General features: G+C 66.5%; 18 protein-coding genes and 1 tRNA gene. 12 read left to right on the top strand and 7 right to left on the bottom strand.

From position 1 onward, the window contains the following. Positions 1-21 precede the first annotated feature (21 nt). From ACF8O7_RS06470 to ACF8O7_RS06460, 3 genes are all read left to right on the top strand, one after another. Positions 22-969 (top strand): dioxygenase, encoded by a 948-nt coding sequence (locus tag ACF8O7_RS06470; RefSeq protein ID WP_047219655.1) that lies wholly within the window; start codon positions 22-24, stop codon positions 967-969. 95 nt (positions 970-1,064) lie between these two features. Further along, on the top strand, positions 1,065-1,730 hold the full coding sequence (locus ACF8O7_RS06465; RefSeq protein WP_016450545.1) for an alpha/beta hydrolase: 666 nt from the start codon (positions 1,065-1,067) through the stop codon (positions 1,728-1,730). Between the two features lie 222 nt (positions 1,731-1,952). After that, the gene (locus tag ACF8O7_RS06460; protein WP_126311687.1) at positions 1,953-2,864 is read left to right on the top strand and encodes a DUF3014 domain-containing protein; all 912 of its coding nucleotides are present in this window, start codon (positions 1,953-1,955) and stop codon (positions 2,862-2,864) included. Between the two features lie 18 nt (positions 2,865-2,882). Here the strand turns inward: ACF8O7_RS06460 and ACF8O7_RS06455 are convergent, their stop codons facing one another. Continuing rightward, positions 2,883-3,353: an Lrp/AsnC family transcriptional regulator gene (locus tag ACF8O7_RS06455; protein WP_012204416.1), complete on the bottom strand. Its 471-nt coding sequence runs from the start codon at positions 3,351-3,353 to the stop codon at positions 2,883-2,885. Positions 3,354-3,457: 104 nt separating this feature from the next. On the opposite strand from ACF8O7_RS06455, the gene mdeB reads away from it, so the two are divergent. Then, positions 3,458-6,088 carry an alpha-ketoglutarate dehydrogenase gene (gene mdeB / locus ACF8O7_RS06450; protein WP_392442804.1) on the top strand — a complete coding sequence of 877 codons (2,631 nt, stop codon included), beginning with the start codon at positions 3,458-3,460 and terminating at the stop codon, positions 6,086-6,088. A 323-nt stretch (positions 6,089-6,411) separates the two neighbouring features. Then, positions 6,412-8,592, top strand: a complete 2,181-nt coding sequence (locus ACF8O7_RS06445; protein WP_392442801.1) for a c-type cytochrome — start codon at positions 6,412-6,414, stop codon at positions 8,590-8,592. A gap of 241 nt (positions 8,593-8,833) precedes the next feature. On the opposite strand, the gene ACF8O7_RS06440 is transcribed toward ACF8O7_RS06445, so the two are convergent. Next, positions 8,834-9,649: a sulfite exporter TauE/SafE family protein gene (locus tag ACF8O7_RS06440; protein ID WP_392442798.1), complete on the bottom strand. Its 816-nt coding sequence runs from the start codon at positions 9,647-9,649 to the stop codon at positions 8,834-8,836. 66 nt (positions 9,650-9,715) lie between these two features. On the opposite strand from ACF8O7_RS06440, the gene ACF8O7_RS06435 reads away from it, so the two are divergent. Beyond that, entirely contained in the window at positions 9,716-10,684 is a 969-nt protein-coding gene (locus tag ACF8O7_RS06435) for a LysR family transcriptional regulator (RefSeq protein ID WP_151019580.1), read from the top strand. Here ACF8O7_RS06435 and ACF8O7_RS06430 read toward each other — a convergent pair. The 5 genes from ACF8O7_RS06430 to ACF8O7_RS06410 form a co-directional block, all read right to left on the bottom strand. Further along, the gene (locus tag ACF8O7_RS06430) at positions 10,675-11,544 is read right to left on the bottom strand and encodes a zinc-dependent peptidase (protein ID WP_016450539.1); all 870 of its coding nucleotides are present in this window, start codon (positions 11,542-11,544) and stop codon (positions 10,675-10,677) included. The genes ACF8O7_RS06435 and ACF8O7_RS06430 overlap by 10 nt on opposite strands. Continuing rightward, entirely contained in the window at positions 11,541-12,416 is an 876-nt protein-coding gene (locus ACF8O7_RS06425) for a UDP-2,3-diacylglucosamine diphosphatase (RefSeq protein ID WP_016450538.1), read from the bottom strand. Before ACF8O7_RS06425 ends, ACF8O7_RS06430 begins: the two co-directional genes overlap by 4 nt. 157 nt (positions 12,417-12,573) lie before the next feature. Then, positions 12,574-13,080 (bottom strand): peptidylprolyl isomerase, encoded by a 507-nt coding sequence (locus tag ACF8O7_RS06420; RefSeq protein ID WP_016450537.1) that lies wholly within the window; start codon positions 13,078-13,080, stop codon positions 12,574-12,576. A 57-nt stretch (positions 13,081-13,137) separates the two neighbouring features. Further along, positions 13,138-13,725, bottom strand: coding sequence for a peptidylprolyl isomerase (locus ACF8O7_RS06415; RefSeq protein ID WP_016450536.1), 588 nt, complete (start codon positions 13,723-13,725; stop codon positions 13,138-13,140). A gap of 147 nt (positions 13,726-13,872) precedes the next feature. After that, on the bottom strand, positions 13,873-14,406 hold the full coding sequence (locus ACF8O7_RS06410) for a tetratricopeptide repeat protein (protein ID WP_016450535.1): 534 nt from the start codon (positions 14,404-14,406) through the stop codon (positions 13,873-13,875). Between the two features lie 204 nt (positions 14,407-14,610). Between ACF8O7_RS06410 and cysS the strand changes: the two genes are divergently transcribed. From cysS to ACF8O7_RS06380, 6 genes are all read left to right on the top strand, one after another. Next, a complete protein-coding gene (gene cysS / locus ACF8O7_RS06405) occupies positions 14,611-15,996 on the top strand; it encodes a cysteine--tRNA ligase (protein WP_047325717.1) in 1,386 nt (461 codons plus the stop codon). Positions 15,997-16,045: 49 nt separating this feature from the next. Continuing rightward, a complete protein-coding gene (locus tag ACF8O7_RS06400) occupies positions 16,046-16,855 on the top strand; it encodes a DNA-3-methyladenine glycosylase (RefSeq protein ID WP_016453875.1) in 810 nt (269 codons plus the stop codon). Between the two features lie 83 nt (positions 16,856-16,938). After that, on the top strand, positions 16,939-17,916 hold the full coding sequence (locus ACF8O7_RS06395) for an acetyl-CoA carboxylase carboxyltransferase subunit alpha (RefSeq protein ID WP_016450532.1): 978 nt from the start codon (positions 16,939-16,941) through the stop codon (positions 17,914-17,916). A gap of 108 nt (positions 17,917-18,024) precedes the next feature. Further along, positions 18,025-19,056 carry a tRNA lysidine(34) synthetase TilS gene (gene tilS, locus ACF8O7_RS06390; protein WP_126311679.1) on the top strand — a complete coding sequence of 344 codons (1,032 nt, stop codon included), beginning with the start codon at positions 18,025-18,027 and terminating at the stop codon, positions 19,054-19,056. Positions 19,057-19,232: 176 nt separating this feature from the next. After that, positions 19,233-20,498, top strand: coding sequence for an aspartate kinase (locus tag ACF8O7_RS06385; protein ID WP_016450530.1), 1,266 nt, complete (start codon positions 19,233-19,235; stop codon positions 20,496-20,498). Between the two features lie 53 nt (positions 20,499-20,551). Continuing rightward, positions 20,552-20,644: transfer RNA gene (locus ACF8O7_RS06380), tRNA-Ser, on the top strand. Positions 20,645-20,962: the final 318 nt, after the last annotated feature.

Genomic DNA, 20,962 nt, shown 5'->3' with positions numbered 1-20,962 from the left:
TTGCGTCCCTACATTAGGGGAATGCAAGATTTTCACGCTTCCCTCGATTCCGGCGCATCCTCCATAGCCGCTTCGGCCGGCACTCGGCTGCCCGTGCTCTACGTCTCCCATGGCTCGCCCATGTTCGCGCTGGAGCCGGGTGAAACAGGCCCCGTGCTCGCGCAATGGGGCAGGGCGCTGCGCCAGGCCCACGGCCCGCTGCGCGGCGTGGTCGTCATGTCGCCGCACTGGATGTCGCATGGCGTGGAAGTCATGACCGGAGCCACGCCCTCCACCTGGCACGACTTCGGCGGCTTCCCGCCCGCGCTCTACGAACTGCAGTATCCGGCCCCCGGCGCGCCCCAGCTGGCGCAGGAAGTCATGGACCGCCTGCAGGCCGCAGGCATTGCCTCCACCGCCAACGCGCAGCGGCCCTTTGACCATGGCGCCTGGGTGCCGCTGATGCATTTGCTGCCGGATGCCGACCTGCCCGTGGTGCAGCTGTCCCTTCCCGCCTCGGCCGGGCCGGCCGAAACCCATGCGCTGGGCGCGGCCCTGGCGGCGCTGCGCGATGAAGGGGTGCTCATCGTCGGCTCCGGCAGCATGACGCACAACCTGGCCGAATTCCGGGGCGGTATGGGCGAGGCCACGGTGCGGGTGGACGACGCCGTGCAGGCCCTGCGCAGCCAGGATGGCCTGCAGGACGACCATGCCGTCGGCGGCTCCAGCGCCTCCTCGCCCTACGTGCAGGATTTCAGCCGCTGGATCGAGTCGCGCCTGCAGGCGCAGGACCTGCCCGCGCTGCTGGACTACCGCGCACGCGCTCCCTCGGCCCGGCGCGCCCATCCCAGCGAAGAGCACTTCATGCCGCTGTACTTCGCCCTGGGCGCGGCCGGCGCCACGGCGCGGCCTCGGTATCTGAGCCGCGAAGTCATGTACTCCATCCTGGCCATGGATGCGATGGCCTTCGAGGACGCGCAGGCGGCATAACCTCCTGCCCCCGCGGACTTGGCGAGGCGCCACAATGGCGCGTTGCCCGGGACCACCCCGGTCCCGGAAATCGCTTAAAAACCAAGGAGTCCGTGATGATCGACCTGCCCCTGCTGGCGCTGGAGCGCCCCGCACAACCCGCACCGGGGCAGCAGCCCTGGCTGCTGGTGCTCATGCATGGCGTTGGCAGCAATGAACAGGACCTGTTCGGCCTCGCATCGTTCGTGCCGCCGCAGTTCCACGTGCTCAGCCTGCGTGCCCCGTTTTCCATGGGGCCCAGTGCCCATGCCTGGTTCCAGTTCACGGTGGATGCCAACGGCACGCGCCACATCCACGCATCGCAGGAAGAGCACAGCCGCGCCCTGGTGGCCCAGACCGTGCAGCAGGCTGGCGCGCGGCTGGGCATTCCTGCCCAGCGTACCGTGGCGGGCGGCTTCAGCCAGGGCGGCATCATGGCGCTCAGCCTGCTGCTGACCCAGCCCGCGCTGCTGCGCGCCGCCATGTGCTGGCACAGCCGCCTGCTGCCCGAGGCCTTGCCGCACCAGGCTCCTGACGCGGCCTTCGACGGCAAGTCGCTCTGGGTCAGCCACGGCACCTACGACAACGTCATTCCGCTGACCAGCGCCCACGCCATTCGCAGCCACGTGCAGCGCCTGCCGCTGCAACTGAGCTACCACGAATACCCGAGCATGCATGAGATCCGCCCCGACGAGCTGCAGGCCGCCATGGCCTGGCTCCAGGATCTGGGCACGCAGGGCTGAGCCTGCTGCACCGCCCCCTTCTTGTGCGCAGGCTGGCCGCGTAAGCCGGGTAACGCCTTGTTGCCTGGCGCGCACAAGGGCCTGCGCGGGCAGCGGGGCGGCTTATAAACACCAGTCAGGGGCTGGTGTCAGGAAAGCCCGGGAACCCCGGTTGTGCTTTGCTGTCGCACGTCCTGCGGCAACTGTGCTGCCAGCCCCCTGCCCAAGCCAAAGGACCCATCCATGCCAGAACGCGACCCCCAAGACTTCCGCCCCCGCGCCAGATCCTCCGGCCCATCGGCTTTCGGCATCGCCGCAGCGGTACTGGCGGCTGCCGCCTTGGGGGGCGCAGCCTGGTGGTACTGGTGGCGTCCCGCCGACGTGCCCGAGGCGCCGCCCGAAGTGGCAGAGGCGCCCGCCCAGCCTGCCGAGCCTGAACCCGTCCCCGCGCCCGAGCTGACCGAGCCCCAGAACCCTGTCGATGCGCTGGAGCCACCCGCGCCCGGCCTGCCCGCGCTGCAGGACTCCGACGCCCATGTCGCCCAGGCCCTCAACGGCCTGCTGGGCCGTGACAAGGCAGGCAGCTTTCTGCAGATGGACGGTTTTGTGCGCCGCGCCGTGGCCACCGTGGACAACCTGACCCGCTCCCAGGCCCCAGCACGGCTTTGGCCCGTGCACCCCGCGCCGCAGCGTTTCACGGTGGAGGGCGCCGCGGAGGCCGGGGAGGCACAGGCCATCTCCCCCGCCAACGCCGCACGCTACAAGGCCTTCGTGGCCTTCGCCGAGTCCATTCCCATGGACGGGGCCGTCAAGCTCTATGCCCGGCTGTATCCCCTGTTCCAGACCGCCTATGAAGACCTGGGCTATCCCAGCCGCTATTTCAACGATCGTCTCATTGCCGTCATAGACCATCTGCGCGCCGCGCCCGAGCCCGCGGGTCCGGTGCAGGTCAGGCTGACCAAAGTGGAGGGCGAGGTGCCCTCCGTCCAGCCCTGGGTGCGCTACGAATACGCCGACCCGGAGCTGCAGGCCCTGTCCAGCGGCCAGAAGATGCTGGTGCGCGTGGGGCTGGACAACGAGCGCCGCCTCAAGGCCGTGCTGGGCGAGCTGCGCCGCCGCATCGCCACCGGCGAGATGGCCAAGCCTGCGGGCTGAGGCCAGTCTCCATCGGCCTCAGCCTGCGGCCGGCAGGGGCAGGGCGGTCTTGTACCGCACCTGCTTGAGGGTGAAGCTGGAGCGGATCTTCTCTATGCCCGGAATCGGCGTGAGCTGCTCCACGATGAAGCGCTCCAGCGCGCCGATGTCGGCCAGGGCCACGCGGATCAGGTAGTCGGCGTCGCCGCTCATCAGGTAGCACTCCATGACCTCGTCGTGCTCGGCAATGCGGCGCTCGAAGTCGGCCAGCGATTCCTTGGCCTGGGACTTGAGGCTGATGTTGATGAACACGTTCAGCCCCAGCCCCAGGGCCGACGCATTGGCCAGCGCCACATAGCGCGCGATCACGCCGGCCTTCTCCAGCGCCTTGACGCGCGCCAGGCAGGGCGAGGGCGACAGGTGCACACGCCGCGCCAGCTCCACGTTGGACAGCGAGCCGTCCGTTTGCAACTCGGCCAGAATGCGCAAGTCGATGGTGTCCAGTTTCATGTGCCGGATTTTATGTAGATGCCGGCATGAAATGCTGGAATATGGCGTTTCCCTTATCCATGAACGGCTGCTCATGCCGGTCCGCCAGTCCTAAAGTGGCGGGCATGAACGCACCCACGCCGCTGGCCACGCTGGCCGATATCGATACCGATCCCCAGGAAACCACCGAATGGCGGGAGGCCTTCGCGGCCCTGGTCGCCGCCGAGGGGTCGCAGCGCGCGCGCTTCGTGCTCGAAGAGCTGGCGCGCATGGCGCGCGAGCAGCGCCTGGGCTGGCAGCCCGACCTGAATACGCCCTATGTGAACACCGTGGCCGCGCAGCAGCAGCCGGTGTTTCCGGGCGACCTGGCCATGGAGGAGCGGCTGGCGTCCATCATGCGCTGGAATGCGCTGGCCATGGTGGTGCGCGCCAACCAGGCCTATGGCGAGCTGGGCGGGCACATCGCCAGCTACGCCAGCGCGGCCGACCTGTTCGAGACCGGGTTCAACCATTTCTTCCATGCCCGGGAGGGGCTGGCGCCGGGCCAGCACCGAGGCGACCTGGTGTTCTTCCAGCCGCACAGCGCCCCCGGCGTGTATGCGCGCGCCTTCCTGGAAGGGCGGCTGAGCGAGCAGGACCTGCAGCACTATCGGCAGGAGATCAGCGCGCCGGCCGCTGGCGCGCAAGGCCTGTCCAGCTATCCCCATCCCTGGCTGATGCCCGATTTCTGGCAGTTCCCGACGGGCTCCATGGGCATAGGCCCCATCAGCAGCATCTACCACGCGCGCTTCATGCGCTATCTCACGCACCGCCGCCTGCTGGACTGCCAGGAGCGCAAGGTCTGGGGCGTGTTCGGCGACGGCGAGATGGACGAGCCCGAAAGCATGAGTGCCCTCACGCTGGCCGCGCGCGAGGGGCTGGACAACCTGGTCTGGGTGGTCAACTGCAATCTGCAGCGCCTGGACGGCCCGGTGCGCGGCAACGGCCGCATCGTCGATGAACTGGAGCGGCTGTTCGCCGGCGCGGGCTGGAACGTGGTCAAGCTGCTGTGGGGCAGCGACTGGGACGGGCTGTTGGCTCGCGACATCACCGGCACCCTGGCACGCACGCTGGGCGGCACGGTGGACGGGCAGATGCAGACCTTCGCCGCCAAGGACGGCCGCTACAACCGCGAGCATTTCTTTGGACAGAACCCCGAGCTCGCCGCCCTGGCCCAGGGCCTGACGGACGAGCAGATCGACCGCTTGAAGCGCGGCGGCCATGATCTGGTGAAGATCCATGCGGCCTATGCAGCGGCTGCCGCCCATCGCGGCCAGCCCACGGTGATCCTGGCCCATACCAAGAAGGGCTACGGCATGGGCTCGGCCGGGCAGGGCAAGATGACCACGCACAGCCAGAAGAAGCTGGACGAGACCGACCTGATCGAGTTCCGCAACCGCTTCAACCTGCCGCTGAGCGACGAGCAGGCCAAGGGCCTGGCCTTCCACAAGCCTGCCGATGACAGTGCCGAGATGCAGTACCTGCGCGAGCGCCGAACGGCCCTGGGCGGCGCACTGCCGCGCCGCGAAACGGTGTGCGACCGCGTGCCCGTTCCAGCGCTGGAGCAATACGCCCAGTTCGCGCTGGCGCCTGCCGGCAAGGAAATGAGCACCACCATGGCCTTCGTGCGCATGCTGGGCAGCCTGCTCAAGGATGCGCAGCTGGGCCCGCGCATCGTGCCCATCGTGGCCGACGAGGCGCGCACCTTCGGCATGGCCAACCTGTTCAAGCAGGTGGGCATCTACAGCAGCCTGGGCCAGCGCTACGCGCCCGAGGACATCGGCTCGGTGCTGTCCTACCGCGAGGCGCTGGACGGCCAGATCCTGGAGGAGGGCATCAGCGAGGCCGGCGCCGTCGCCAGCTGGACGGCGGCGGCCACCAGCTACAGCGTGCACGGCCTGGCCATGCTTCCGTTCTACATCTACTACTCCATGTTCGGCTTCCAGCGCGTGGGCGACGCCATCTGGGCGGCGGCCGACCAGCGGGCGCGCGGCTTTTTGCTGGGCGCCACCTCGGGCCGCACCACGCTGGGCGGAGAAGGCCTGCAGCACCAGGACGGCTCCAGCCATCTGGTGGCGGCCACCATTCCCAACTGCAAGGCCTGGGACCCTGCGCATGCCGGCGAACTCGCCGTGATCCTGGACGCCGGCATGCGCGAGATGCTGGTCGAGCAGCGCGATGTCTTCTACTACGTCACGCTGATGAACGAGAACTATGCCCAGCCCGACCTGCCCGCAGGCGCTGCCGAAGGCGTGCTGCGCGGCGCCTATGTGTTCAGCCGTTTTGGCGATGCGGACCGTGCCACGCAGCATGTCACCTTGCTGGGATCGGGCGCCATCCTCACCGAAGTGCTCAAGGCCGCCGAGCAATTGGCCAGCGAGGGCATGGCCGCCACCGTGGTCAGCGTGACCAGCTGGAGCGAGCTGGCGCGCGATGGCGTGGCCTGCGAGCAGCGCATGCTGGCGGGCGAGGCACCTGGCCAGCCCTGGATCGCGCAGCTGCTGCAAGGTACGCAGGGCCCGGTGATTGCCGCCACCGACTATGTGCGCGCGGTGCCCGAGACCGTGCGCGCCTTCCTGCCCGCAGGCCGCCGTTTCCTCACGCTGGGCACGGACGGCTTCGGCCGCAGCGACACGCGTGCGGCGCTGCGCGGCTACTTTGGGGTGGATGCACACAGCGTGGCGCAGGCCGCGCGCCGGATGATCCACGCGGGTTGAGCCGAGCCTGTCCACGCACCCGGGGCATCCCCGGGATGTACACATGGCGGCCCCTTCGCGGGGCCGCTTTGCATTGCTGCGCCCCATTTGCGCCGCCACTTTTCCTGTGGATGGATTAAGCCCGCGTTAAATGCGCAAGTGGCTTATCTTTTTCGTCGGCTTGCATCAAAAAATAGGGTGATTCCACTAGAATTTGTATATATAAGAAGATATTGCGCAAAGAGATTGATATTTGCTGCAATGGTTGCATGCGTTGGGTGGAATATCTCGTCAATATCCGATTTTCTCTTTCAATAATAATTTATTTCACGGGATAGAAGACGATGAAACTCTCGCTCAAGCAAGGCCTGCTGTGCGTGGCCGTGCTGTCGGCTGCCGCATGGCAGCTCGCCATCTCGGCGCCGGCGCCCGAGGTGGATCATGCGCAAATGCCGCAGATCATCGATGACCTGCCCGCCGACTATGCGGCGGACCTGACCGCCGAGCAAAGAACCCTGGTAGACCGTGGCCGTTATATCGCGCGACTGGGTGATTGTGTGGCCTGCCATACCGGAAATAAAACACAGCCCATGGGCGGTGGCCTGGCGCTGGAGACGCCATTCGGCAAGATCTATTCCACCAATATCTCGCCTGACGCCGATACGGGCATGGGCAAATACAGCTTCGATCAGTTCGACCGCGCCATGCGCAAGGGCGTGGCGGCCGATGGCCGCAACATGTACCCGGCCATGCCCTATCCCTCCTACGCCAAGATGACGGCCGAGGACATGCAGGCCCTGTATGCCTACCTGATGCAGGGCGTGGCGCCCGTGAAGGCGGCCAACAAGGAGTCCGACCTGGGCTTTCCCTTCAACCAGCGCTGGGGCCTGGCGCTGTGGAACTGGGTGTTTCTGGATGACGCGCCCTTCCAGCCCCAACCGCAGCAAACTGCCCAGTGGAACCGGGGCGCCTACCTGGTGCAGGGCCTGGGCCACTGCGGCGCCTGCCATACGCCGCGCGGCGTGGGCTTCCAGGAAAAGACCATGACCGGCGAGGGCCGCAAGGGCGAGTACTTCCTGGCCGGCGAGACCGTGGAGAACTGGCGCGCACTGAGCCTGCGCGACCTGTGGACACCCGAGGAGACCGCCCAACTGCTCAAGACCGGGCGCAACAGCCACGGCACGGTCTCCGGCAACATGGTCGATGTGGTCCAGCACAGCACCCAGTACATGAGTGACGAGGACCTGTTGGCCATCGGCATCTATCTGAAGTCGCTGCCCGCAGGCAAGAACGACCTGCCCATGCAGGTGGCCCAGGGGCCGGGGCCGGTCATCGCCCCGCATCCGGCGCCGCAGGCCTCCGGGCATGCGCCGTCCGCCACGTCGGCAGTGTCTTCCGACGTGCCTGCGGATCTCTACGCCAGCCGGGGCGGTCTGGGCTATCTGCAGTTCTGCGCCGACTGCCACCGTGCCGATGGCGGCGGCGTGAAGGACGTGTTCCCGCCACTGGCCGGCAATTTTTCGCTGCAGTCGCAGGACCCGTCCACGCTGATCCATCTGATGCTGGTGGGCTGGAAGGCGCCCGTCACGCAAAGCCATGCACGGCCGCTGACCATGCCGGCCTTCGCACAGCTCAAGGATGCGGAGATCGCCGACATCCTCAACTTCGCCCGCAAGAGCTGGGGCCGTGCCGATGCGCGCGAGATCCATGCCAAGGAGGTGCAATCCATGCGCAAGCAGCTCGATGCCAAGGGCGAAAGCGCACGCCCCTTCGAGACGCCGCGCCTGGCCGCCATGCTGGACGAATCCAACGCGAAGCAACTGGTCTACGGCGCCCGCCTGAACATAGAGACGCGTGACCTGCTGCCCAGGAATGTGGGCAATGCGCTGAACTGCGCCAGCTGCCACCTGAACGCGGGCACGGTGGCCGATGGTTCGCCCTACATCGGTGTCTCGGCCTTCTTTCCTGGCTATGCGCCGCGCGCGGGCCGCGTCATCACGCTGGAGGACCGCATCAATGGCTGCTTCCTGCGCTCCATGAACGGCAAGCCCCTGCCGCTGGAGTCCGACGAGATCAAGGCCATGGTCGCCTACTTCGACTGGATGCGCCGCGAAACCAAGCCCGAGGACAAGGTCGAAGGCCGGGGCGTGGGCAAGATCAGCCAGTCCATCGTGCCCAACGTGGACAACGGCAAGAAGGTCTATGCGGCCCAGTGCGCGGTCTGCCATGGCGGCGAGGGCGAAGGCGTGAAGAATGCCAAGGGACAGTGGGTCTATCCGCCGCTGTGGGGTGACCAGTCCTTCAACATCGGCGCGGGCATGGCGCGCACCTACACGGCAGCGGCCTTCGTCAAGCGCAACATGCCCATCGCCTTCCATGGCAATTTCCCGCTGGGCCAGGGCGGCCTCAGCGACCAGGAGGCCGTGGACGTGGCCGAGTACTTCAGCCACCAGCCGCGCCCGGACTTTGCCAACAAGCACAAGGACTGGCCCAAGGACAAGAAGCCGGCCGACGCGCGGTACTGATGCGCCATCGAGGGAGAAGAAGGCGTTCCCGCCACGCGGCGGGCGCCTGAAGGCGGAGCAGGGAGCGATTCCTGCCCCGCCTTTTTTCGAAGGCAGTGCCCAGTCTTGCGCGCGCTGCAGATCCTTCTTGGCGGCGGCCAGTTCATTGCCCAGCCCCTGCACGTGTTGCTGCCGTTGCCTGGTCATCTGCTGCAGCCCGCAGGCTTGGTTCCAGGCCTTCCCGGCAGCGCGTTCGGCGCGCTCAGCCCGCGCGCTGCAGCAGCACCGGCACCGAGGAGGCCAGCAGCGCCACGCCGGACAGGCACAGCAGGCCCAGCACGATCTGCCGGAAACGCATCTCGCTGATGCCGATATAGAGCCTGGAGCCCAGCAGCGATGGAATGAGCATGGCCGGCGCCACGATGGCGAACAGCGGCAGCATGCTGCGCGCGACCATGCCGGTGCCCAGGTAGGTGGCCATGGTCACGGCCAGCATGGACAGGTTGAAGTTCTGGATGACCGAGCGCTGCTCATCCTTGGGGTAGCCGCGCAGCGTGCACCACAGCGTGGGCAGCGTGCCCGTGAAGCCGCCCAGTCCTCCCATCACGCCGCCCGCCAGGCCCACGGCGCCGTCTGCCACACTGCCGCCGCGCGCCAGCCTGGGCAGGCGGGCCGACAGCAGCATCACCGGGCACCACAGCACCAGCATGCCGCCCAGCAGGGCCTTGAACCAGGCCATGTCCAGGTGCGGCAGCAGCAAGACACCCAGCGGAATGCCGGCAAGACCGCCCAGGATGAAGGGAAGCAGCTTTGCCAGCGCAAACCCGCGCCGCACGGTGATGGCCGACAGCACCTGGCCCAGCAGCGAGCCGAGGACGGTGAGCACGGCCGCATCGCGCGGCTCCAGCACCCAGGCCCAGAACGACATGGCCACCATGCCGAAGGCAAAGCCCGACAGGCCCTGCACGAATCCGGCCGCCGCCGCGCCCAGCGCGATGATGAAAAACATGCCATCCATGGTCTGCCTGGTCCTTTCGTTCTGGGTGTGCAAGACGCAGGAATTCTGGAACGCATGCATAAGCAGAAATTCGTTTGTTTTTATTGTTCAATATGGTTTTGCTTATGACGCGCCACGCCTGAAGCCATGCCGCAAAACCGCACTGCATCGACCACTGCCCAACTGGCCCACCGCATGGCCACGCGTTTGAAGATGAAGCATTTGCTGCTGCTGCGCTCCATCAGCGAGCTGGGCACGCTGACCCGCGTGGCCGAGCGCATGGCCACCAGCCAGCCCGCCGTGACCCAGGCCCTGGCCGAGCTGGAGTCATTGTTCGGCGCGCCGCTGTTCCTGCGTTCTGCGCGCGGCATGGAGCCTACGGAGCTGGGTGCGCTGGTGCTGGCGCGCGCCCGGGGCATGCTGGCCGATCTGGACCATTGGGCCCACGACATCGAGGCCGTGGGGCAGCAGCGTGCGGCGCACCTGCAGGTGGGTGTCATCCCCTTCCTGCCGGCGCGCATGCTGGCCGAGGCCATCGGCAGGACGCGGCCGCAAGGCCGGCGCATCACGGTCACGCTGCATGAGGACACCAGCGACCGCCTGCTGCAAAAGTTGCGCGCACATGAGCTGGACTGCGTGATTGGCCGCGCCTCGGCCGTGCTGGACATGAGCGGCATACGGCACAGCGTGCTTTATGAGCAGGAGCCTCGCCTGATCGCCCACCGCAGCCTGGCCACGCGGCTGGGGCGCCGGCCTCTGCAGTGGGCCGAACTCACGGGGCTTGACTGGGTGCTGGGCCAGCGCCGCACGCCCATGCGCGAGCAGATCACCGACTTTTTTCTGCGCGCGGGCGTGGAGCCACCGCCGCCGTTTGTGGAAACGCTCTCGGCCAAGGTGATCGGCGAACTGGTGGCGGCCAATGAGCGGGCCGTGTCCATCGTGCCGGCCGACATTGCCGAGGAACTGGTGCGCATCGCGGGCGTGGGCATCGTGCGCCACCGTTTTGGCTGGACCCTGCCACCCATCACCCTGTTCGAGCGCAAGGCGGGCGGGCAGTACGAGGAGCAGCGCCTGTTCGCCCAGACGCTGAAGGAGGTTTGCTCCGATCAGGGGTGACGGGTGGCCGGCTTGAAGAGCGCAGCCAGCAGCGGCTCCAGCGTGGGGAATTCCAGGGCAAAGCGGGCGCGGTCCACGAAGAAGGCTTCGCAGGCCACGGCGAAGAATTCGGCGGGCGCCGTGGCGCCATAGCCGTCCAGCCAAGGCCATTCGCCGCCAAAGCGTTCGGCGATGGTGATCTGCTCACGGAAGGCGTCGTAGGCCGGCGCCCAGGCGGCCTGCCATATCTCGCGGGCCTGGCGCGCGGAGCCGCTGCCCATGAAACCGGGCGGCAGGGGCGGGCAGCCATCGGCGCCGCCGTTGCGCATGTCGATCTTGTGGGCGAATTCGTGGATCACCACGTTGGCGGCCTGGCCGCCGTGACCGTGGTGGCTGGCATGCGGCCCGCGGCCTGCGCCGATGGCCTGCCAGCTCAGCATGACGGGGCCGCCATGCATGGCCTCGCCCATGATCACTTCGTCGTAGTCGTGGATGACGCCGGCCTCGTCCATGCTCTGGCGCCGTGCCACGGCATCGCCCGGGTGCACCACGATGCCGACAAAGTCGTCATACCAGGACAGCGCGCCCTGCGGCTCGCCCCAGTGCAGCAGTGGCAGGCAGGCCTGGGCGGCAATCTCCAGCGCCATGGCGTCGCTCACTTGCAGGCCGTGCGCGCCGTGGAAGCGCTTGCGCTGCAGGAAGACGGCGGCCAGTGCGCGCAGCTTCGATTGCTCCTCCAGCGTCAGCGAGGAAAGAAAGGGGTAGGCGGCCAGCGTGGACAGCCACAGCGGCGCTGGAATCTCAGGCACCGGCGAGACGGCGGAGCGTGCGCGGCGGCCCAGCCGCCGGACCCAGTGGCCCAGTTGTCGCCAGAGGCTCATCGTTGGGGCGCCTGTTCAAGTACTTCGGACAGCGGCAGGCGCCGCAGGCCCTGGCCCTGCTCCCAGCGCAGCACTTCGGCGCGCGGCACGGCGGCTGCCAAATCCCAGTCGCTGAGCACCACACGCCGCAGGCCATCGCCCAGTTCATGGTCGGCCGGGCGGTGCGTGTGGCCGTGGACCAGGGTGGCGGCGCGTGCGGCGCGCAGCCAGCTGCGCGTGGCCTCGGCATCCAGGTCGGCATAGGTGGGCATGGCGGCGGTGTGGCTGGCGGAGGGGGCGGCTGCGTCCGCTCCGGCCGATTCACGTTTGCGCGATTCGCTCTCCTGCCGGATGCCGCGTGCCTGCTCGCGGCGCAGCGGCAGCGGCTGCGCCAGGAAGGCCGCCTGCCACGCGGCGGAGCGCGCCATGGCGCGAAAGCGCTGGTAGTCCGTATCGTCCAGGCACAGGGCATCGCCATGGCTGAGCAGGATGCGCTGGTCGCCGCAGTCGAGCACGGTGGGGTCGGCCAGCGTGGTCGTGCCGCACAGCGCATCGAACTGCGCTCCGGTCAGGAAGTCGCGGTTGCCCTGCATGAAGAACAGCGGCCTGCGGGCGGCGGCCTCGCGCAGGGTGGCGGCGCAATCGGCCTCGAAACTGCCGGGCTCCAGCAAGGCGTCGTCGCCCACCCAGACTTCGAACAGGTCACCGAGCAGAAAGACGGCATCGGCCTGCGTGGCGTGCAGGTAGCGGCGAAAGGCCTGCACGGTGGCGGGCTCGCAGGCCTGCAGGTGCAGGTCGGAGATGAAGTCCAGCGTGCGCCAGGCCGCGGGCAGTGTCCATTCGGCCGCAATGGGCGGCACGCAGGGAGGGCGAGGTGCGGCAGTCTGGGCCATGGGCGGGTGCGCGCCCGGCAAGGGCGCTGCATGAAGGCTGGGGAAGGCTCTGGAGCAGGGCTGTTGTCCATGGGCACGGCCAGGGGCGGGCCATGTGCATGGACAACAGGGCGGCTGCACGCCAAGGGGGCAGCCGCCTTGTCGGAAGGGCGCCTGATTACAGGGCCACGGCCTTTTCGATGATCACGTCATCCTTGGGCACGTCCTGGTGGCCGCCGTTGCGGCCGGTCTTCACGCCGCGCAGCTTGTCCACGATCTCGGTGCCCTTGACCACCTTGCCGAACACGGCATAGCCCCAGCCCTGGGCGCTGGGCGAGGTGTGGTTCAGGAAGCCGTTGTCGGCCACGTTGATGAAGAACTGGGCGGTGGCCGAGTGCGGGTCGCCGGTACGGGCCATGGCGATGGTGTACTTGTCGTTCTTCAGGCCGTTCTTGGCCTCGTTCTCGATGGGCGCATCGGTGCCCTTTTGCTTCATGCCGGGCTCGAAGCCGCCGCCCTGGATCATGAAGCCATCGATGATGCGATGGAAGATGGTGTTGTCGTAGTGGCCCTTGTTCACATAGGCCAGGAAGTTCTCAGTGCTCTTGGGGGCCTTGGCGGCGTCGAGTTCGAGGGTGATGACGCCGTGGTCGGCGATGTGGAGTTCGACTTGGGGATTGCTCATGGCGATTCCTTGTTGGGTGGAGGGCAGGGGCGTGCCACGCTGGGCGCGGCGCGCGGTTTACTTGACTTCGGTGGCCGAGAGGATGGTCACCGGCTTGGTGGGTACATTCTGGTGCATGCCCTGGTTGCCCGTGGCCACCGTGCGGATTTTGTCCACCACATCCATGCCCTGGACCACGCGGCCGAAGACGGCGTAGCCGTGTCCGTCAGGCTTGGGTGCGTTGAGCATGTCGTTGTTCACCACGTTGATGAAGAACTGCGAGGTGGCCGAGTTGGGATTGCCCGTGCGCGCCATGGCGATGGTGCCCCGGTCATTCTTGAGACCGTTGTCCGCTTCCAGCGGAATCGGCGCGCGCGTGGGCTTTTCCTTGAGGCTGGCGTCCATGCCGCCGCCCTGGATCATGAAGCCGTCCATCACGCGGTGGAACACCGTGCCGTCATAGTGCTTGTCGCGCACGTACTGCATGAAGTTGGCCACGGTCTTGGGGGCCTTGGCCTCGTTCAGCTCCAGCACGATGTCGCCCATGCTGGTCTTGAGCTGCACCTTGGGTGTGGCGTTCTGCGCCATGGCGGGTAGGGCGGTGCAAAGGGAAGCGGCCAGGGCCATGCCGGCCAGGGAAAGCGACGCAATGCGGCGTGTGGTCATGCAAATCTCCTGAGAAAGCCAAAGGGCTGGGGGATGGAGTGGGAAAACCGGGGCAGGTTCCTGCGCGTGCGCGCAGGCGTGGCAAGACCCAAATGGCGTGCAGACCGCCGTGCCTGGGCGCCGGGGTGCGCGTGCGGGCCGTGTCTTCTATTTGGTGCCGGTGACTGGAGCCAGCAATTCGCGCAGCAGCTTGAGCTTGGGCCGCACGCTGGCAGCACGGCCGTCCAGGCCTTGTGCCTTGCCGTAGGCCTCGTAGGCCAGGCGGGCGTGGATGTCGCCCAGATTCTCGTAGGCAACGCCGTAGTTGGGGTTGTTGCGCACGGCCGACTCCAGGGCAGAGCGGGCCTTGTCGAGCTGGTTCTGGCCTGCGTAGATGACGGCCAGGTTGTTGTAGGGCTCGGGCAGCTCGGGGTAGTCCTCGATGAGCTGGTTCAGCGCGGCGATGGCCTCGTCGGTCTTGCCGCTGTCGGTCAGGGCCACGGCCTTGAGAAAGCGCATCTGGGGGTCGCGTGCGTTCTTGGCAAGATAGGCTTCGGCGCGTGCCAGGGCCTGGGTGCTTTTGCCGTTGCGCAGCAACTGGTTCACTTCCGTATAGTCGTCGGCGTGGGCGTGGCCTGTTGCGAGCAGGGCCGCCAGTGCCGCGAGGCGCAGGGCGGAGCGAAACGAGTTGCGTAGAGGCATGTAGGTGCTTTCGGGGCCTCGGGGAAACGCCCCGCGGCGCGGGCTTATACTGCTGTGAATTGTAGCTGAGGGGTGTGCTGGGTCACACGGGCTCTGCGCCTGCCGCTCCTGCTCCCTGCTGAGCATGCCTGCATCGGCGCCAAGGGTCCGGCGGCGCGTGGGACGCGCCCCCTGCAGCGGCCCTTTCTCCCCTGATGAACATCCATGAGTTTGCGTATCTACAACACGCTGTCGCGTGCATTGGAAGCGTTTTCGCCAATCGAACCGGGCCATGTGCGCATGTATGTGTGCGGCATGACCGTGTACGACCTGTGCCACCTGGGACACGCGCGCTCCATGGTCGCTTTCGACGTGGTGCAGCGCTGGCTTCGGGCCAGCGGAAATCGCGTGACCTATGTGCGCAACATCACCGATATCGACGACAAGATCATCCGTCGTGCCGTGGAGAACGGCGAGACCATTCGTTCGCTGACCGACCGCATGATCGACGCGCTGCACCAGGACGCCGACGCCCTGGGCATCGAACGCCCCACGCATGAGCCGCGCGCCACCGAATACGTGCCGCAGATGCTGTCCATGATCGGCCGCCTGCAGGACAAGGGCCTGGCCTACCAGGGCAGCGATGGCGACGTGAACTTTGCCGTGCGCAAGTTCCCCGGCTACGGCAAGCTGTCGGGCAAGTCGCTGGACGAATTGCAGGCCGGCGAACGCGTGGCCGTGCAGGACGGCAAGCAGGACCCGCTGGACTTCGTGCTGTGGAAAAGCGCCAAGCCCAGCGAGCCCGACGAGGTCAAGTGGGCCAGCCCCTGGGGCGCGGGCCGGCCGGGCTGGCACATCGAGTGCTCGGCCATGGGCTGCGAGATGCTGGGCGAGAGCTTCGACATCCACGGTGGCGGTGCCGATCTGCAGTTCCCGCACCACGAAAACGAGATTGCCCAGAGCGAAGGCGCGACCGGCAAGCCTTTCTCGCAGGTCTGGATGCACAACGGCTTCATCAACGTGGACAACGAGAAGATGTCCAAGTCGCTGGGCAACTTCTTCACCATCCGCGACGTGCTCAAGGAGTACGACGCAGAGACCGTTCGCTTCTTCGTCGTGCGCAGCCACTACCGCAGCCCGCTGAACTACAGCGACGTGCATCTGAACGATGCGCGCGGCGCGCTCAAGCGCCTGTACACGGCGCTGAGCCTGGTGGCCCCTGCCGAGGTCGCCATCGACTGGAGCCATCCCGCTGCCGCGCGCTTCAAGGCTGCGATGGACGAGGACTTCGGCACGCCCGAGGCCGTGGCCGTGCTGTTCGAGCTGGCTGCAGAAGTCAATCGCAGCAAGAGCGCCGAGACGGCGGGCCTGCTCAAGGCCCTGGCTGGATGCCTGGGCTTGCTGCAGGGCGACCCCCAGGCCTTCCTGCAGGCAGGAGCGGCAGATGTGGATGCCGCCGCCATCGAGGCGCAGATTGCCGCACGCGCAGCTGCCAAGGCGGCCAAGGACTGGGCCGAGGCCGACCGCATCCGCAAGGCCCTGCTGGAGCAGGGCATCGTGCTCAAGGACTCCCCTGCAGGCACGACCTGGGAGGCAGCCGCCAAGGGCTGATCCGTATGCCTTGCCAGATGTGCCGCGCCAGGTGCGGGGAGGTGCTTTGATGGCCTCCGCCAAACCCCTGGACACCATGGATTTCGAGCAGTTGCCGCTGGTGGCCGATCTGCCCGTGCCCGAACAGCAACCGGCCCCGCTGCCGGTGGTGACGCTGGGTGCGCGCGCAGGCTCGCCGCCTGCCGCCGCAGCGGCCGCTGCCGCCACGCCCAAGGCCAAGATATCGCTGCCCGCGCCGCCCGAAGGCGCGCCTGCCTACTGGGCCGAGGCCTGCCGCCAGCTCGTGCGCCGCGACCGCGTGATGAAGCGCCTGATCCCGCGCTTTGCCCACCTGGCCCTGCAGCCCGGTGGCGATGCCTTTGCCACGCTGGCGCGCTCCATCGTGGGCCAGCAGATCTCGATGAAGGCCGCGCAGACGCTGTGGAACAAGTTCGCACGCCTGCCTGCGCGGATGACGCCTGACCTGGTGCTCAAGCTCAAGGTGGACGACATGCGCGCCGTGGGCCTGTCCGCCCGCAAGGTGGACTACCTGGTGGATCTGGCCATGCATTTCACCGAGCACCGCCTGCACCAGGACGACTGGCAGGGCATGAGTGACGAAGCCATCGTGGCCGAGCTCATGTCCATCCGCGGCGTGGGCCGGTGGACGGCCGAGATGTTCCTCATCTTCTACCTGCAGCGGCCCAATGTGCTGCCGCTGGACGATGCAGGCCTGATCTCGGGCATCAGCCAGAACTATTTTTCAGGCGACCCCGTCAGCCGCAGCGAGGCGCGCGAGGTTGCCGAGGCCTGGAAGCCGTGGTGCACCGTGGCGACTTGGTATATTTGGCGCTCGCTCGAGACGCAGCCTGCCGCCTGAAGACAAACCGATCACACCCGATCAACCCCCGTTTTCCGGCCGGAACGCATGCACCGTGCCTGGCTGGGACAAGGAGAAACAAGTTGGCGAAAAAGAACTTTCTGGATTTTGAGCAGCCCATTGCCGAGCTCGAATCCAAAATCGAGGAACTGCGCTACGTGCAGACCGAAAGCGCAGTCGACATCTCGGAAGAGATCGAGCAGCTCAGCAAAAAGAGCCTGCAGCTGACCAAGGACATCTACAGCGACCTCTCGCCCTGGCAGATCACCAAGATCGCGCGCCATACCGAGCGTCCCTACACGCTGGACTATGTGCGCGACTGCTTCACCGACTTCATCGAGATGCACGGCGACCGGCACTTTGCCGACGACCAGTCCATCGTGGGCGGGCTGGCGCGCTTCAATGGCATGTCCTGCATGGTCATCGGCCACCAGAAGGGCCGCGACACCAAGGAGCGCACGCTGCGCAACTTCGGCATGACGCGCCCCGAGGGCTACCGCAAGGCCCTGCGTCTCATGAAGACGGCCGAGAAGTTCGGCTTGCCGGTCTTCACCTTCGTGGACACGCCCGGCGCTTTCCCCGGCATCGAGGCCGAGGAGCGCGGCCAGTCCGAAGCCATCGGCCGCAACATCTATGAGATGGCCCAGCTGCAGACCCCCATCATCACCACCGTCATCGGTGAAGGCGGCTCGGGCGGCGCACTGGCCATTGCCGTTGCCGACCAGGTGCTGATGCTGCAATACGCCGTCTACTCCGTGATCAGCCCGGAAGGCTGCGCGTCCATCCTCTGGAAGACCGGCGAAAAGGCCCAGGACGCGGCCGATGCCATGGGCATCACGGCTCACCGCCTCAAGGCCCTGGGCCTGGTGGACAAGATCGTCAACGAGCCCGTGGGCGGCGCCCACCGCGACCCCAAGCAAATGGCCGCCTTCCTCAAGCGTGCGCTGGGCGATGCCTACCGCCAGCTGGCCGACCTCAAGCCCAAGGAGCTGCAGGACCGCCGCTACGAGCGCCTGCAAAGCTACGGCCGTTTCGCCGATACCAAGGCAGACAATCGCTGAAGGCCTGCGCCACGCTCTGGCACACTGAACGGCTCCCCCTGGGAGCCGTTTTCTTTTTGCGCCGGGACTCGGCCTGAGCCCTGGCATACCTGATCCAAGCCTGTGGAAATGCCGATCACCGACCTGCCGCAGAACCTGCCGGACACCTCGCCAGACGCCGCGTCAGACGTCGCGTCAGGCGCCGCCTTGGGTGCTGCCATCCAGCGCTTTGCACCACCGCTGCCGCTGGCCGTTGCCTTCAGCGGCGGAGCGGACTCCACTGCGTTGCTGCTGGCCTGCGCCGAGCGCTGGCCGGGCCAGGTCGTCGCCATCCATGTGCACCACGGTTTGCAGTCGGCCGCCGATGCCTTTGTGCTCCAGTGTGTAAAAACCTGTGCGCAGCATGCCGTCCCCTTGAAGATCTGCCGCGTGGATGCGCGCCACGCGCCGGGCCAAAGCCCTGAGGATGCGGCGCGTCAGTTGCGCTACGCCACGTTGATCAAGGCGGCCAACGAGCCCTGGCCTGCGCAGGGCGGTGTGCCCATGCCTGCCGTTCGCAGCCTGGCCCTGGCTCAGCATGCCGACGACCAGGTCGAGACGCTGCTGCTGGCACTGTCGCGCGGCGCCGGCGTTGCGGGGCTGGCCGCCATGCCGGCGCAGTGGAGCAGGGCGGGACTTGCGTGGTATCGACCGCTGCTTGATCTGCCTGGCCAGGTATTGCGGGACTGGCTTGCTGCGCGCGGCCAGGAGTGGGTGGAAGACCCTTCCAATGCCGATGCCCGCTACACCCGCAATCGCATCCGCGCCCAGTTGCTGCCGGCGTTGCACCAAGCCTTCCCCCAGTTTCGCGCCACCTTTGCGCGCAGCAGCCGGCATTGCGCCGAAGCGGCCGAGCTCCTGCAGGAGATGGCCCAGGCCGACCTGGGTGCGGTGGGCAACCCGCCCCGCATCGCCGCATTGCAGGCGCTGAGCCCAGCGCGCCAGGCCAATGTGTTGCGCCACTGGCTGCGCAGCGTGCATGCCACCACCCCGAGCGCCGCGCAGCTCGATCAACTGCTCGCGCAGGTCGGCGTTTGCCGTACGCGAGGCCACCGCATCCATCTCAAGATGGGCAGGGGTTTTGTACGGCGCCTGGGGTCAGTGCTCGATTGGTACAATTGACAGGTTTTGGTCCAACTTTGCACGAAAACCGGCGGCGCGCCAAAACCAAATGGCTTGCGCAAGACGGGTCTGGACGGACATTTCGCTACATGCGCAGTCCTCTTGAGCACCTGGCTTGCACAAGCACCCCCTGTCGTACAGCGCCGTGCCTAGCAGTTTCGTCACCCTGATATCCAATGGCACTGATCGTTCATAAATACGGCGGCACCTCGATGGGCTCGACAGAGCGCATCCGCAACGTTGCCAAGCGCGTGGCCAAGTGGGCTAGGGCCGGTCACCAGATGGTGGTCGTCCCCAGCGCCATGAGTGGCGAAACCAACCGTCTGCTGGGCCTGGCCAGCGAGCTGGCTCCCAGCTCGGCCAAAACGGCGTACTACCGTGAACTCGACATGCTCGCCTCCACGGGCGAGCAGGCGTCGTCGGCACTGCTGGCCATTGCGCTGCAGGCCGAAGGCCTGGAAGCCATCAGCTTCTCGGGCTGGCAGGTTCCCGTGCGCACGGACAGCAGCTTCACCAAGGCGCGCATCGAGTCCATCGATGACAAGCGCGTTCGCGCCGAACTCGACGCTGGCCGCGTGGTCATCATCACCGGCTTCCAGGGCATTGATCCCAACGGTCACGTCACCACGCTCGGCCGTGGCGGCTCCGACACCTCGGCCGTGGCCGTGGCTGCGGCGCTGAAGGCGGCCGAATGCCTGATCTACACCGACGTGGACGGCGTCTACACCACCGACCCGCGCGTGGTGCAGGCTGCCAAGCGCCTGAACACCGTGAGCTTCGAGGAAATGCTGGAGATGGCCAGCCTCGGCTCCAAGGTGCTGCAGATCCGCTCCGTGGAATTTGCCGGCAAGTACAAGGTGCCCATGCGTGTGCTCTCCAGCTTCACGCCCTGGGACATCGACCTGGAGGAAGAGTCCACCTCCGGCACGCTGATTACTTTTGAGGAAGACGAAAAAATGGAAAAGGCCGTCGTATCCGGCATCGCATTCAACCGCGGCGAAGCCAAGATCTCCGTTCTCGGCGTGCCCGACACCCCCGGCATCGCCTACGGCATCCTGGGCCCGGTGGCCGACGCCAACATCGAAGTCGATGTGATCATCCAGAACATCAGCAAGGAAGGCAAAACCGACTTCAGCTTCACCGTCAGCCAGGGCGACTACCAGCGCGCCATGGAACTGCTGCGTGACAAGGTCGTGCCTGCCCTGGGTGCCTCCGAAGTCGTCGGCAATCCCAACATCGCCAAGGTCAGCATCGTCGGTATCGGCATGCGCAGCCATGTGGGCGTGGCCTCCACCATGTTCCGTGCGCTGAGCCAGGAAGGTGTGAACATCCAGATGATCTCCACCTCCGAGATCAAGACCTCCGTCGTCATCGACGAGAAGTACCTGGAGCTGGCCGTGCGCGCGCTGCACACCGCCTTCGGCCTCGACAAGACGGAATAAAATCGATGTTTTGCCGAAACCGGCAAAAAAGCACGTTACAATAACGTCATTCCGGAAACGTGACCGAGTGGCCGAAGGTGCTCCCCTGCTAAGGGAGTATGGGGTGTAGAGCCTCATCGAGGGTTCGAATCCCTCCGTTTCCGCCAAAATCAAAAAGCCACCCGCAAGGGTGGCTTTTTTTTATGAGAGGGTTGCTTCGGTGGCCTGATCAAGTGGCTGGGGCTGATGCTCTGGTTGCGGTGGCGAAGTTCTTCTTGTTGGCTTGTTGGGAAAACGTGCTACAATGCAAGGCTCTGCTGAAGAGAGCGATGCAGATCGCTGGTGTTGAAAAGATCGAAGAAATTTGATTGCAACGACGCTAAAAACTGTGCTAGAATTCAAGACTTCGCTGATCGCAGCAAGTCAGAAGCAAAGAAGAAATTCTTCGCTTCGATCCTTAAAAATATACAGCCGATAAGCGTGGG

This window comes from Delftia sp. WSY_16 (assembly GCF_043104415.1).
Taxonomy (GTDB): domain Bacteria; phylum Pseudomonadota; class Gammaproteobacteria; order Burkholderiales; family Burkholderiaceae_C; genus Comamonas; species Comamonas tsuruhatensis.
The sequence above is the reverse complement of the archived record's forward strand: the minus strand, read 5'-3'. Positions and strand labels throughout refer to the sequence as shown.

Bases quoted from the DNA above. Each gene is read 5' to 3' on its own strand.
- ACF8O7_RS06415 (WP_016450536.1), bottom strand. From the start codon at position 13,725: ATGACCACACGCCGCATTGCGTCGCTTTCCCTGGCCGGCATGGCCCTG.
- ACF8O7_RS06445 (WP_392442801.1), top strand. From the start codon at position 6,412: ATGAAACTCTCGCTCAAGCAAGGCCTGCTGTGCGTGGCCGTGCTGTCG.
- ACF8O7_RS06435 (WP_151019580.1), top strand. From the start codon at position 9,716: ATGCCGCAAAACCGCACTGCATCGACCACTGCCCAACTGGCCCACCGC.
- cysS (WP_047325717.1), top strand. From the start codon at position 14,611: ATGAGTTTGCGTATCTACAACACGCTGTCGCGTGCATTGGAAGCGTTT.
- ACF8O7_RS06420 (WP_016450537.1), bottom strand. From the start codon at position 13,080: ATGAGCAATCCCCAAGTCGAACTCCACATCGCCGACCACGGCGTCATC.
- ACF8O7_RS06440 (WP_392442798.1), bottom strand. From the start codon at position 9,649: ATGCATGCGTTCCAGAATTCCTGCGTCTTGCACACCCAGAACGAAAGG.
- ACF8O7_RS06465 (WP_016450545.1), top strand. From the start codon at position 1,065: ATGATCGACCTGCCCCTGCTGGCGCTGGAGCGCCCCGCACAACCCGCA.
- ACF8O7_RS06470 (WP_047219655.1), top strand. From the start codon at position 22: ATGCAAGATTTTCACGCTTCCCTCGATTCCGGCGCATCCTCCATAGCC.
- ACF8O7_RS06455 (WP_012204416.1), bottom strand. From the start codon at position 3,353: ATGAAACTGGACACCATCGACTTGCGCATTCTGGCCGAGTTGCAAACG.
- ACF8O7_RS06430 (WP_016450539.1), bottom strand. From the start codon at position 11,544: ATGAGCCTCTGGCGACAACTGGGCCACTGGGTCCGGCGGCTGGGCCGC.
- ACF8O7_RS06400 (WP_016453875.1), top strand. From the start codon at position 16,046: ATGGCCTCCGCCAAACCCCTGGACACCATGGATTTCGAGCAGTTGCCG.
- ACF8O7_RS06425 (WP_016450538.1), bottom strand. From the start codon at position 12,416: ATGGCCCAGACTGCCGCACCTCGCCCTCCCTGCGTGCCGCCCATTGCG.
- ACF8O7_RS06385 (WP_016450530.1), top strand. From the start codon at position 19,233: ATGGCACTGATCGTTCATAAATACGGCGGCACCTCGATGGGCTCGACA.
- tilS (WP_126311679.1), top strand. From the start codon at position 18,025: ATGCCGATCACCGACCTGCCGCAGAACCTGCCGGACACCTCGCCAGAC.
- mdeB (WP_392442804.1), top strand. From the start codon at position 3,458: ATGAACGCACCCACGCCGCTGGCCACGCTGGCCGATATCGATACCGAT.
- ACF8O7_RS06410 (WP_016450535.1), bottom strand. From the start codon at position 14,406: ATGCCTCTACGCAACTCGTTTCGCTCCGCCCTGCGCCTCGCGGCACTG.
- ACF8O7_RS06460 (WP_126311687.1), top strand. From the start codon at position 1,953: ATGCCAGAACGCGACCCCCAAGACTTCCGCCCCCGCGCCAGATCCTCC.